15 protein-coding genes are annotated in these 12080 nt (G+C 33.6%); 1 reads left to right on the top strand and 14 read right to left on the bottom strand.

Features of this window, described 5'->3' with window-relative positions; genetic code table 11:
• Positions 1 to 431 (bottom strand): AI-2E family transporter (locus KI369_RS23225; RefSeq protein WP_212957544.1); only part of this gene is annotated, 431 nt, incomplete at its 3' end.
• Between the two features lie 149 nt (positions 432 to 580).
• On the opposite strand from KI369_RS23225, the gene KI369_RS23220 reads away from it, so the two are divergent.
• Positions 581 to 1402 (top strand): HNH endonuclease, encoded by an 822-nt coding sequence (locus KI369_RS23220; RefSeq protein WP_072181247.1) that lies wholly within the window; start codon positions 581 to 583, stop codon positions 1400 to 1402.
• Positions 1403 to 1632: 230 nt separating this feature from the next.
• Here KI369_RS23220 and KI369_RS29560 read toward each other — a convergent pair whose 3' ends face one another.
• From KI369_RS29560 to aacC, 13 genes are all read right to left on the bottom strand, one after another.
• Positions 1633 to 1725, bottom strand: a complete 93-nt coding sequence (locus KI369_RS29560) for a putative holin-like toxin (protein ID WP_001289320.1) — start codon at positions 1723 to 1725, stop codon at positions 1633 to 1635.
• A 244-nt stretch (positions 1726 to 1969) separates the two neighbouring features.
• The gene (gene ssuD, locus KI369_RS23215; protein ID WP_212957543.1) at positions 1970 to 3106 is read right to left on the bottom strand and encodes an FMNH2-dependent alkanesulfonate monooxygenase; all 1137 of its coding nucleotides are present in this window, start codon (positions 3104 to 3106) and stop codon (positions 1970 to 1972) included.
• A gap of 76 nt (positions 3107 to 3182) precedes the next feature.
• Positions 3183 to 4031 carry an ABC transporter permease gene (locus KI369_RS23210; protein ID WP_212957542.1) on the bottom strand — a complete coding sequence of 283 codons (849 nt, stop codon included), beginning with the start codon at positions 4029 to 4031 and terminating at the stop codon, positions 3183 to 3185.
• Positions 4032 to 4047: 16 nt separating this feature from the next.
• Positions 4048 to 5034 carry an aliphatic sulfonate ABC transporter substrate-binding protein gene (locus tag KI369_RS23205; RefSeq protein WP_212957541.1) on the bottom strand — a complete coding sequence of 329 codons (987 nt, stop codon included), beginning with the start codon at positions 5032 to 5034 and terminating at the stop codon, positions 4048 to 4050.
• A 17-nt stretch (positions 5035 to 5051) separates the two neighbouring features.
• Entirely contained in the window at positions 5052 to 5807 is a 756-nt protein-coding gene (locus tag KI369_RS23200; protein WP_212957540.1) for an ABC transporter ATP-binding protein, read from the bottom strand.
• A 227-nt stretch (positions 5808 to 6034) separates the two neighbouring features.
• Positions 6035 to 6763, bottom strand: coding sequence for a hypothetical protein (locus KI369_RS23195; RefSeq protein ID WP_212957539.1), 729 nt, complete (start codon positions 6761 to 6763; stop codon positions 6035 to 6037).
• A complete protein-coding gene (locus KI369_RS23190) occupies positions 6760 to 7350 on the bottom strand; it encodes a TetR/AcrR family transcriptional regulator (protein WP_212957538.1) in 591 nt (196 codons plus the stop codon). The genes KI369_RS23195 and KI369_RS23190 overlap by 4 nt, the downstream gene beginning before the upstream one ends.
• 204 nt (positions 7351 to 7554) lie before the next feature.
• A complete protein-coding gene (locus KI369_RS23185; protein WP_212957537.1) occupies positions 7555 to 8064 on the bottom strand; it encodes a ribonuclease FAU-1 family protein in 510 nt (169 codons plus the stop codon).
• Between the two features lie 103 nt (positions 8065 to 8167).
• Entirely contained in the window at positions 8168 to 8662 is a 495-nt protein-coding gene (locus KI369_RS23180) for an NUDIX hydrolase (RefSeq protein WP_212957536.1), read from the bottom strand.
• On the bottom strand, positions 8655 to 9704 hold the full coding sequence (locus KI369_RS23175; protein WP_212957535.1) for a hypothetical protein: 1050 nt from the start codon (positions 9702 to 9704) through the stop codon (positions 8655 to 8657). Before KI369_RS23175 ends, KI369_RS23180 begins: the two co-directional genes overlap by 8 nt.
• A 12-nt stretch (positions 9705 to 9716) precedes the next feature.
• A complete protein-coding gene (locus tag KI369_RS23170) occupies positions 9717 to 10190 on the bottom strand; it encodes a tetratricopeptide repeat protein (protein ID WP_000400626.1) in 474 nt (157 codons plus the stop codon).
• 137 nt (positions 10191 to 10327) lie between these two features.
• The gene (locus KI369_RS23165; protein ID WP_212957534.1) at positions 10328 to 11017 is read right to left on the bottom strand and encodes a phosphopantothenoylcysteine decarboxylase domain-containing protein; all 690 of its coding nucleotides are present in this window, start codon (positions 11015 to 11017) and stop codon (positions 10328 to 10330) included.
• 15 nt (positions 11018 to 11032) lie between these two features.
• A complete protein-coding gene (gene aacC / locus KI369_RS23160) occupies positions 11033 to 11830 on the bottom strand; it encodes an AAC(3) family N-acetyltransferase (protein ID WP_212957545.1) in 798 nt (265 codons plus the stop codon).
• Positions 11831 to 12080: the final 250 nt, after the last annotated feature.

Below are 12080 nucleotides of genomic sequence, written 5' to 3'. Positions count from 1 at the left end.
TCAATTGCATTTTTTTCAATTGTTTCAATGGAAACATAGTTTTGTGTAGATAACCATTCAAACAATCTATGATGGGATAAATCTTGTATGTATACTTTTCCCTCTTTTATATAACCTGGCATATTTTTTACTAAATCCATTAGCTGTTGGGAGATCGTTGGAACTACTACTCCCACTCCAACCGCAGTTAATGTTATGATAAAAAGATATAACAGTAAAATCGCTAAATTTCTAGGTACTTTTTTATCCTCCAAAAAGACTAATACCGGATTAAATATGAAGTATAAAAAAAGCGCGATTAAGATTGGGAAAAACAACGTTGATATGAAGATACCAATCGGTTGAAATAGAAACGATATTTTTGTGCAAATAAATATGATCGCTACAACCATTAGCACTTCTAATGTCCAAAAGTGCACTTTCGATTTCAAAAAAACGTCCTCCTTTAAACTAGCACTTCTCTTCATTGTACCAAAATAAGTAACAATTTCACATAATATTTTCCTTTACAATATTCCAAAATACCAATAAATACACTACAATGAGATTACATACAAATTTGCAGGTAAAGGTGATAAAAATGACACAATGCATCATTTGCAGAAAAGATACGAAAGAACTTAGTGAACAATATGTCATCCCAGAAATATTATGTGGATATTATTTCACAAACTCAATTTGTGATACTTGTCATGAACAAATGACAACAAATATTGATCGCCCCTTAATTCGGCATAAATTAAGTCAATTTAAGATTGAGCAAATGAAAAAACAGATTGACTCCCCCCTCTATACAAATGAGCATGGTGAGGAACTTGCGGCCGCTGAGACAGATGTTGTTGAAGTAAGTGACGAAATACTTTATTCCAATGCATTAATTATGAAACTATGTAAAAAGCACGATATCTCACTACATAACGAAATCTGGAAAGAAGAACGTGTAACGAAAGTAGCTAGCTCTATTCAACGTGAACTACTTCTAGATAACCGTAAGTATAAAATGAGTGTATTAAAAATGGCTTATACTTTCGCTGTACAAGCAGTCGATGGTTATTTTGAAGATCCAGATGCGATTGATATTTCTAACATTCTATCAAATGCTGACTTCATGGAATTAAAAGAAAAGAGCATTGTTCGCGATTTAAGCAAAAGTTCATTATGGAATACATTAAATACAAATAGCGAAAACCATTACTTTATTTTATTAAGCGATAAAGATGGCCTGTTCTGTTTCATTCGTCTATTTGATATTTTTGACGTTGTCGTTCATTTATCCGAAAAGAGATATGAACTTCCATCACCAATTGTCGGCGTCAATAATGTAAATAAACAGGAATTTTATGTCCAAACTTTAAAACAGTATATGGACGGACTCTTTAAAGAAAAAGCACCTTCTATTTAATCACAAAAACAGAACGTACGGTCTCCTTTCTTGATGAAAAGACACTGTGTTATAATAAGTATGAAAAGAACAATACAATCACATAAACCAATTATAAATTGTATATAAATAAAAAAGACTAGTGTGCGGCTACACACTAGTCCACGTAACTTAGCAGATTGGATTGTTCATTTATCCTATTTGTTTCTTACAAACAAAACAACCCACATTCTATCGGCATAGGTGGGTTGTTATTTTTTGAGCTTGTCTATTAAAACGACGACGAACGTTAACAGTGCAACGAGAAACAGTCCACCTTGCAGTAACAACGCTATTTCACTCACTTATTATCACCCCCCTCCTACTTGGAGAAGTGATAATTGAACAACCAACCGTACCTTAAGTTACTATTTAATTTTACCATATTTTCTGATAGTTTACGATGAAAACTCGCAAGTGATTTACTTGCGAGTTTTTTTATCCCGTATTAACAGGCAGTAAATAAAATGGAGTAAAGCATAGGTGAAACTGCCTGTAAATACCCGATTGGTTCAACTAATAATCCTTTGGGACAATTCATCCAAAGGATTAAAGTTTCACTTTATTTCTCACTATTTTTTTTAATGCATATGCATCAGCTATCATTTCACCAACAATTTTATTTTCTTGTTTCTTATCTTCTTTCAATAAAGGAAATAACAGTTCGGCCACTTCATATGCCTCTTCTAAATGAGGATATCCTGATAAAACAAATGTATCAATTCCTAACGCTTCATATTCTTTTATTCTATCTGCTACTGTATGCGGATCCCCAACGAGCGCAGTACCTGCACCACCTCTTACAAGCCCGATGCCAGCCCATAAGTTAGGACTTATCTCTAGCGACTCCCTTGTTCCTTTATTTAAATGTGTCATTCGTTTTTGCCCCACTGAATCGTATCTTGCAAATGTTTTTTGAGCAAGCTCAATTGTCTCATTATCTACATATTGAATTAAACGTTCTGCCTCTTCCCATGCTTCTTCTTCTGTTTCTCTTACAATTACGTGTAATCTAATGCCAAATTGAACCGTACGCCCCTTTTCTTCCGCAAGTTTTCTTACTTCATCTATTTTCTCTTTCACTTGCTTTGGTGGCTCGCCCCACGTTAAATATACATCACTATGTTCTGCTGCAACTTCCTTTCCAGCATCGGATGATCCTCCAAAATATATAGGAGGATATGGCGTTTGAACTGGCGGGAACACGACTTTACTTTCCGTAACTTTAATATGTTTTCCTTCTAAAGAAAATGTTTCACCTTGCAATGTTGATTTCCAAACCTTTAAAAACTCATCCGCTGCTTCATATCTTTCATCATGCTCAAGATATAATCCATCTCCTTGTAATTCAACTGGATCTCCTCCAGCTACTACATTAATCAGTAGTCTCCCGTCTGAAATTCTATCAAATGTAGATGCCATCCTTGCTGCAACTGTCGGTGACATTAGTCCTGGTCTAACTGCTACTAAAAACTTTAATTTCTCTGTCTCAGCTGCAAGTGCCGATGCTAATACCCATGGATCTTCACAACCTTGACCAGTTGGAAGTAACACACCCGTATATCCTAAATAATCAGCTGCCTGTGCAACTTGTTTATAATAACCATATTCAGCTGCTCTTCCTCTTTTTGTTGTTCCTAAATATCGACCATCTCCATAAGCTGGAATAAACCATAATAATTCCATACTATTACACACCCCTTAATTATTTTGAAAAATTCACTAAAACACTCTATATAAATTACCCCTAATAATTTATATGTTAATTCCCTGTCTCTCCTTTAAAATTATCTCGCCATCTTAAAAACTTCACTTCTAGTAAACGTACGAGTGAATCAGAAAACTTCCCAACGAACGCAAAAATAATAATACCGACAAATACAATATCTGTATTTGAAAATTGCCTTGCATCCATAATCATATAGCCAATACCTTCAGTAGATCCCATAAGTTCTGCTACTACTAAACTCACCCATGCAACTCCTAGTGATAATCTTGCTCCTAGTAATAGGTTCGGTAATGCGGCAGGTAAAATTAATTTTGTAATTAATTTTCTTTTACTAAACTCTAATACTCTCGCAACATCAAATAACTTTGAATCTACACCTCTGATCCCTAAAAATGCATTTACGTATAAAGGAAAAAATGCACCATCTGCAATTAATAACACTTTCGATGTTTCGCCAAAACCGAACCATAATACGAAAAGTGGTGCAACAGCTAAATGAGGTACAGTTCTTAACATCTGTACTGACGGATCTAAATATTGCTCACTTCTCGTTGAAAATCCAACAATCGTTCCTAAAATGATTCCTAAGCTCCCGCCGATAAAGAAACCAGCTGCTGCCCTAAATACACTAATACTTAAATGACCGAATAACTCTCCTGTTTTTATAAGTTCTTGAAAAGCTAAAAATATATCTAATGGTGTTGGTAAAACTGTTTTAGAAACAAGACCAAATACGCCGGCCAGCTGCCAAATCATTAATATAATAATCGGTATAGTAATTGCCCTTACTAAAACTTTTAAATTTAACTTTCGTACATTCTTTACATTATTTTTCTCGACCGTTATCCTCGTTGGTTTCATAACCACTTTCGTACTTTCCAATTTACAAAACCTCTTTTCACTTCGCCTTTAACGCTTTTTCTACGAAAGAATTATCTACAACTTTATCTGTTTTAATTTCTTTCTTGATAGAACCGAGCTTATATTGAAAATCTGCTGTCTTTTGCTGTTCCGCTATTATTTCCTTCGTAACTGGAACTAAAATAGGTTTGTCGTGATTAAACACTTCTTTTACAATCTCTGCATCTATTTTCTTTGCAGAAGTATATATTTTTATTGCTTCATCTAAGTTTGACTCTTGCCATACACGTGCTTTTTCATAAACTTCAAGGAATTTCTCAACTAATTCTGGATGTTCTTTCGCAAATTTTGTTCTCGCGATTAAAAACTCTGGAGAAGAAACATTTAATAGTTCACCATCTGCAATAACCTTTGCTCCTTTATTTACCGTATGTAACGATATGAAGGGATCCCAAATTGCCCATGCATCTACTGATCCTGATTCGAATGCAGGCTGCGCTTCATCTGGTTGTAACTGAATGACATTTACATCTTTTGCATCGATACCTTCTTTATCTAGCGCGCGATATAATAAATTAAATGCGCTACTTCCTTTTGCTACCGCTATTTTTTTACCTTTCAAATCTTTTACACTCGTAATCTTGCTATCCTTTTGTACAAGAATCCCTGTTCCTTTTCTCGCATAACTTGTATTAGCAATTTCAGTAAATTCAATACCAGCTGCTTGTGCTGAAATAACCGGGGAGTTCCCAACTTCACCAAAGTCTAATCGATTTGATGCAATTGCTTCAAAATAAGGAGGGCCACTTTGAAACTCTGTCCACTTCACTTTAACGCCTTCTTTTTTAAACTCTTCTTCAAACCATCCTTTTTTCTGTGCCAGTAAGAGCGGGCTTAATCCTTGCTGTATACCAATTTGTACTGTTACATCTTCTTTCTTACTACTTGCTGTACTTTTTTCGCATCCGAATAAAAATAAAGATATAGCTAAAGTAAAAGAAAGAACTTTAAATTTCTTATACATATATACTCACCCTTTCCCTATATACTTGTTTGAATCAATCCTCCATGCTCAAACTGCTGTAATACTTTCGTTCGAAGCTGTTGGAATGATTGAGAAGTTTTATTTCGCGGGTAAGACAAATTATTTTCAATTACTTTATGTATTTCTCCTGGCTTTGCACTCATGATGACAATTCGGTTCGAAAGATATATCGCTTCATCTATATCGTGTGTAACAAATATCATTGTCGTTTTCTTTTGCTCCCAAATATTCAGCAATACTTCTTGCAAGTGACTTCGCGTAAACGCATCCAGTGCTCCAAAAGGTTCATCGAGTAATAATACACTTGGGTCTCTTAATAAAGCTCTTGCAATCGCAACACGTTGTGACATCCCGCCTGATATTTCTTTCGGATATGATTTTTCAAAACCATCTAACCGAACAATTGCAACCCATTCCTTTACCTTATCCTTCACATACTTATCTTTTAATGACAAATCAGCTGCAATGTTTTCTTCAACTGTTAACCACGGAAACAGACGATGCTCTTGAAATATAAATCCTTGCTTCTTACTCGGTTTTGTTATGTGCTCCCCATCAATAATGATTTCACCTTCAAAATCGTTGTCTAAACCAGCAACAATTTTTAATAATGTACTTTTCCCGCAACCACTCGGACCAATTACTGTGACAAAATCCCCTTTTTCTAATTGAAAATTAATATTCTCTAATACTTGAACAGTACCAGTTTGTTTCGAAAAATATTTTGATACTCCATCAATTGATACAGTCACTTTTCCCCCTCCTTGAAATGATTCATCTAAATGAACAGATTCAGTTTTTATGCAATAAAAAAACCAAAGGCATTTTATCTATAGATAAAATGCCTTTGGTTTCTCCAATCAGCAATACGTAATGGAATTAAGTACATATTATACAAATATTTCCGATAAGTCAACTCGGTTTTATTAAAACATACAAACAATTTGTTTAAACTTGTTGACTGTTTTTTCATCGAAAGCTATTTCTTATGGTTCTTAATCCATTGTAACCAATAAGAAAACTCACATGCTAAATGCATTTGATGTGATTTAATAAGACTATTAGGACAAAGCGCCGGGAACTCTACAACTAGACTTACTTCTATTCCAGTATCTGTATCTTTGAATTGATGTCGAACTCCACCAATAGTGGTACCGTCTTTCATACGTGCAACACCTGTTGATTGGTATTGATAAGACTTATCTCTAGGTGTCTTCAATCCCGTTTCGTTACCAAAAACAATAAAAAATTGAACTGGAAATGGAGAATTACCAGTAGTTTCGATAACCTCTAATTCATTTTCCCCAAAGGGTCTTAGTACATAGTGATCGGGACAAGCTGATAAATTCACTTGATCATTTTCACGTGATTGTTCAAGCATAAAACTATCAATCCCATTTATCGCTTCTTCTGCTGTAATCCCATCTAAATAGATATTTGTTTTTGAAAATTTTCGTCTATCGCCAGATAAAACTGTACAAATACGCATACCCATTTCACTTAATTTAAGTTTTGATTTCAACTTATCATACATTTCATTATACGAATAATTCAACTTTAGTTCCGTTAGTTTTTTTATCATAACGTCTGTATCATTTAATTCTGGTTCTTTATGTCCTAATGTATTGAAAACTTTTTTCATACGTTCTCTTTTCCACTTTGTAAGTTGTTCATTTGAAATATTGTTTCCATCAATCATAATCTTCATATATATTCTCCTTCTCTTTGATCATATCGTAGTGTATTTAATACTAAATTAACCATTTCTTGCTTTGTATCTAAATTCAAATTCACCTCTGAATGGGCAATACTACTAAGACCGTATAAAATAAATCCAGAAGCTAATAGTGAGTTATCAGTATTAAAAACCCCTGTTTTCACCCCTTCTTCAATCACTTGGCGAATTAATGGCTGCATTCGCGTAAATAATTTCTGTTCCAGTTGAAAATGTTGTTCCGTCTGAAACGAACTCGCATTTTTATAAGGTGCTAATTTTTCGATAAATGTCCAAAATATATTTAGAGAATCTTTCATCTTTTGCATGACAGATCGTTCATTTGAAACAAGTATTTTTTCAATTAACTCCATATTTTTCACAATAAAATCATTTAATACTTCATCAACAAAATTCTCTTTAGACTTGAAGTAATAATAAAACAAGCCCGTTGCTACACCAGCATGATTCACAACATCTTTTATTCCAAATCCTTTCATACCATTTTTCATATATAGTTCAAATCCAATATCCATTAACTCTTGCCTTCTTATATCTGGTTCTTTTGATATTCTTTTCATATGTCATCTCCTACTATGTTTTACCCTCGACTGAATCTGATTCAATCATAAACGACTGAACTATATTCAGTCAATATTAGTTTCCACAAAAAAAAGAGTAATCTCAAGAAATATACACCTAACCTTAGACTTATCAAAAAAGTTAGATCATATAACTTAAGACTACTCAATTTCATTAAACACATATTTTCTTTTCAAATCGCTTTAGTTTAACCACACCATTTCTGTCTCTACAATCATTTGAGGAAGCGTCTTTTGAATGATTTCCTCTAATACATTAAGAGCTTCATTCACATAACCACCCTCAAAACCCTCTAAAGGCTCAGGTAACTCATCCTCATCTAAAATAAAATATTCACCACTTGGAAGTACCAATATATCAATAATTAAGTCTTCAAATGACACGAATTCGTCTGTTATTTGCGTATTTTTTACAACATTAAAATAAGAGCCTACATACATTCCATTTTTATCTCTCCATATGTATAAATTATACGGACGATTTTCCCAGTAGTATGCAATGGTGTAACTTCCTTTTGGGATTGTTAAACTCGTACTATGTGTAGTCATTGTAAATGAATACTGAACCTCATGAAATAACACGATACTTTGCAACTGCTTTTCAAGTAATAAGCAAGTGTGATCTACTATTGTCGAGTCATACCGGATTTTTCTTTCTACAATTTTACTTTTAAGTGTTAGTAATTTAGTCATTCTTTGTTTCCCCTTATGCTATTTCTAATCTTAATTATATCCATTTATATAGTCATAAAGAAGTGTTTGGTCTCCAAATACACAATAAAAACTCCTTCTTATTTTAGAAGGAGTTTTTCACTGTCCATGTTTCATATTTTTTCATTTCTAATGGAAGCTCATTTATTTTTAGCCACTCTACTGCACTACATACAAGCGGAGATGAATTGTCTTCTGTAATGCTTTCGATAGGAATCCATCTAGCTCCTAATGAATCTTGTTCTTCAAATTGTTCCGGTACTACGAATTCACATTCGCAGTTTTCAACATCGTAGAAAACTGCGATATGATGTACATATGTGTACTCCTTAAACTTTGATGGAAATTGAAAATCAATTGTACCTATTTGTTTTACTACTGTTACCTTTAGACCAGTCTCTTCTTTAATCTCTCTATGAAGTCCAGCTAATAATGATTTCCCATCTTCTAGACTACCACCAGGTAGATCATACCGATTTCTATATGGACCTTTCATTTTATCGATTACTAATATGTGATTGTTTTCGATACAAATGCCGTACACACCGAACGCATGATGAAAATTAGTAGCATTATCCATCATTCAATTTCTCCATCACCACATCATAAAAATTCCGTTCCTCATCAACATTTAAGTGAACACGACTTACTGTTTTAGAAAATCCATATAACAATTGTGCTTTCATTGGCTCTTTAAGTATGATTTCAAATGTTGGAGGTTCCTTTATAAATTCCATCACCGTTGCGTCAAGAAGCTCTTTCTCTTTCTTTAAAAGTTCTCCTTTATAAAACGTAATTGTATCAATTTGTGCAAATGGTATAATAATTTTCTTTCCTAATCCAATTTGAATAATTATTTTTTCTTCCGTAACAATAATTGGGTTTTTACGCATTGCTTGTATTTCAGCTAAAAAATAAAACATTGCATATATGTTTAAAATAAGTAACACCCATGCTACTACTGGATTCCATTGATGAAGTAAATAATGAAAACCAATACTTTCTATTACGGTCGCATGGATGATCATGACATATACACCTATTGCACCAGTCTTTTTGTGATATGAGTATACACATTCACCTTCTGGCACTTTTTCACGCCACGATAAAAATGCATAATAGATTAACTTACACTCTGTTACAATGATATCTACTAATTTATTTCTTTTCATAGTAGCGTCAAACGCAGCATCAATTGCATAAGAAAATGAAGAATACTCACTTGTATATTCTTTATATTTTTTTATTATGTTAGGAAGCTTTCTAACAATTTTATATAGAAGGAATAACTCTACACATACAAAAGCAATTTCTCCTGCAACTATAATAAAAGAAACGTATGAAAAAGCTTGTAAATAGTCGCTTGGAATAATAAATCTTGCAAATATATAACCAGCTATTACAACAGGAAATATATACGTTAACGAGTACCTTTTTCGAATAATAAAGAAATACGTAATGATTGGAATTACAAACATACAATCTAATAATGATCCAAGGACAACTTCTTTCGGAGCAGCTGGTACAATCGGAAGAGCATATAATAAATAGTTTGATAACAAGATTAAAGATACGAGTCCAATCCATATACCTTTTCGCCTTCGCGAAAGTGTGACACTCATACTTTCACTCCTCTATTTAAAAACCTCATTTAAATGGTCTTTATAAAACGAAATAGCACGTTCAAATTCTTTAACTTCTTCTACTTTTACGACTGTTTCAAGTAATAATTTCATCGCGGATTCATGATCGTTTACGTTATATTTCGCTAATGACAAAAATACTTTCATCACATCATTATCTGGAAACTGCTGCAAACCTGTTTCTAAAACAGTAATTGCTTTGTCATACTCACCTATACAACGATATGTACTACCAAGACCGATATATGCGCCGCAAAGCGACTCACCTTCAAGACCGTTTGCAATTGCCTGTTCATAATACGGCATAGCTTCTGTTTCAAGACCCATTACATCATGTATCCATGCACATTGATAAAGTACTTCTGCATCCCTCGTAAAGTTCGTTAATCCAATAAGTATCTCTTTAGACTGCGCATATTTCTTTTCTTTCCGGAGTTTAATAGCTTGCTTTAATAAATGTTCCATAGAATTCACTCCTCACCAATTATTCTATGTATCCATATTGAATGGTTAACGTTCGTGTCAAAGTAAAATTCCCATAAATTAAAGTTTCGCTTACCAATATATACTATGCGGATTCACTCTTATCCAAATACTTAAAATTATAAAGCGGTAATGTGATTACATAATACCTCTAACCTTTTCACAATTTCTTTCGCTGTTTCATCTTTTCCATTACATAACTTCCCTTTACCATCTTGTCCAATTACATAGTGTGCAGCTCCGCGCGAATATAAAGAATGTGGTGAATTTGCAATCATTACACTTGCCTTTGCTTCTTCCATTCTATTTTTCGCTCTTTCAAACAGTTCTTCTTCATTTACATCACTTTCAAGTTTAAAGCCAACGAGTACAGTTTCTGAATCCCACTGTTTTATTTGCTTTAATACTTTCGGTGCCTTTTGAAAATGTATAATTGGCGCTATATCACTTGAGATTTTTCCATTCATATCAAGAACATTGCCCTCTTGATCACAAATTTTGTCCACAACCCAATCAGATCCAGCCGCTGCCATAATAACTGCATCAACTTTTTCATGCGTAATGATACTTTTCATTTTATCTTGTAAATCAACAATTCCTTCAAATGGGTGTAATTCTAATTGGTTGTTTATATCATTTGGTTTCTCCGCAAAATAACCATGTAAATATATAACATGGGCCCCTTTACTTATAAGCTCTTCGGCGATTATTCTTCCAATTGTTCCTTTTGCCATATTTGTATGTCCGCGTACTTGATCCCATTTTTCTAAACAACCACCGCTTGTAATTAATACCTTTTTCCCCTTCATTGTAACCATCCCTTACTAATTTTTCTTACGAAACCATTCTGTTCCAAAGTCAACTATATCACGTTGTTTCATAAGACGGCACTTTGCGTTTCCTATTTTCCCCATTGTTACGATTCCCTTTTGCTCAAACTCTACACCAATTTCTACAAATTTGTCAGAATCGTAATCCATATCAACAAATTCTTTCCATACTCTTTCACCATTTTCTATAATAGGTGCCCCTACTTTTATTAACTCACATGCACCAGAACGGACTTCTGATAGATGCACAGAAGTATTGGAATCATATCCAACACCAATTAATAATATGTACCCGTCTAAATCATATATTTTTCTTAATGGAGATTCCTCTCCTAAACTCATTGATAGTGATTGATTCATCGTTATTTCTGCTGCATGTTTTCCCCATGCAGCAAAACTTCCTAATGGATGGTTGCTACGTAATACATTCGGATATGTACGAAAACATTCAACTACTTTTCCCATTGCCCTTGTTGGTGTTATATGTGGCTCAAATGCTGGTACGTTATCCCGAATAATTTGCCACCATTCTTCAGGTACAGGTGGTCTTGACCAATGTTTTGGATCAGATAAATCCGAAGACTGAGTTGGCATAATAATAGTTCCCTCTTCTGTAATAACCTCAATTAACGCCTCTACTACTGCAACTGCTCCGCCTGATACCCAGCCAATAGAACTTAACGAAGAATGTACAATAACCGTCATCCCTTTTTCTAACCCTAATTTTTTTAAATCATTTGTAATTGTTTTGATTGTATTTGGCAATGGTGTACTTGCCACTATGTCATTCATTTTCACAATTGTTCCCCCATTTGTTTTAAAATACTACATACATATATTATCATATTTTTCTTAATTTTTAACTTAATCGTTTTTATGAACATAAAAAAATGATAATATACTTACAAACATATTAGTTACATTATGGTGTATTGATTTGAAATAACAAAAGCAGGTGAACAAATGAAAAAGGCTTTATTCTCTGTTCTACTATTTGGACTCGTCTTCTTAAGCGCATGTGTTTCTTTTCAAAATGAATATG

Source organism: Bacillus sanguinis, assembly GCF_018332475.1.
Taxonomy (GTDB): domain Bacteria; phylum Bacillota; class Bacilli; order Bacillales; family Bacillaceae_G; genus Bacillus_A; species Bacillus_A sanguinis.
The sequence above is the reverse complement of the archived record's forward strand: the minus strand, read 5'-3'. Positions and strand labels throughout refer to the sequence as shown.

Excerpts from the sequence above, each read along its gene's own strand:
- KI369_RS23220 (WP_072181247.1), top strand. The coding sequence starts at position 581 with ATGACACAATGCATCATTTGCAGAAAAGATACGAAAGAACTTAGTGAA.
- ssuD (WP_212957543.1), bottom strand. The coding sequence starts at position 3,106 with ATGGAATTATTATGGTTTATTCCAGCTTATGGAGATGGTCGATATTTA.
- KI369_RS23205 (WP_212957541.1), bottom strand. The coding sequence starts at position 5,034 with ATGTATAAGAAATTTAAAGTTCTTTCTTTTACTTTAGCTATATCTTTA.
- KI369_RS23195 (WP_212957539.1), bottom strand. The coding sequence starts at position 6,763 with ATGAAGATTATGATTGATGGAAACAATATTTCAAATGAACAACTTACA.
- KI369_RS23190 (WP_212957538.1), bottom strand. The coding sequence starts at position 7,350 with ATGAAAAGAATATCAAAAGAACCAGATATAAGAAGGCAAGAGTTAATG.
- KI369_RS23185 (WP_212957537.1), bottom strand. The coding sequence starts at position 8,064 with ATGACTAAATTACTAACACTTAAAAGTAAAATTGTAGAAAGAAAAATC.
- KI369_RS23180 (WP_212957536.1), bottom strand. The coding sequence starts at position 8,662 with ATGGATAATGCTACTAATTTTCATCATGCGTTCGGTGTGTACGGCATT.
- KI369_RS23175 (WP_212957535.1), bottom strand. The coding sequence starts at position 9,704 with ATGAGTGTCACACTTTCGCGAAGGCGAAAAGGTATATGGATTGGACTC.
- KI369_RS23170 (WP_000400626.1), bottom strand. The coding sequence starts at position 10,190 with ATGGAACATTTATTAAAGCAAGCTATTAAACTCCGGAAAGAAAAGAAA.
- KI369_RS23165 (WP_212957534.1), bottom strand. The coding sequence starts at position 11,017 with ATGAAGGGGAAAAAGGTATTAATTACAAGCGGTGGTTGTTTAGAAAAA.
- aacC (WP_212957545.1), bottom strand. The coding sequence starts at position 11,830 with ATGAATGACATAGTGGCAAGTACACCATTGCCAAATACAATCAAAACA.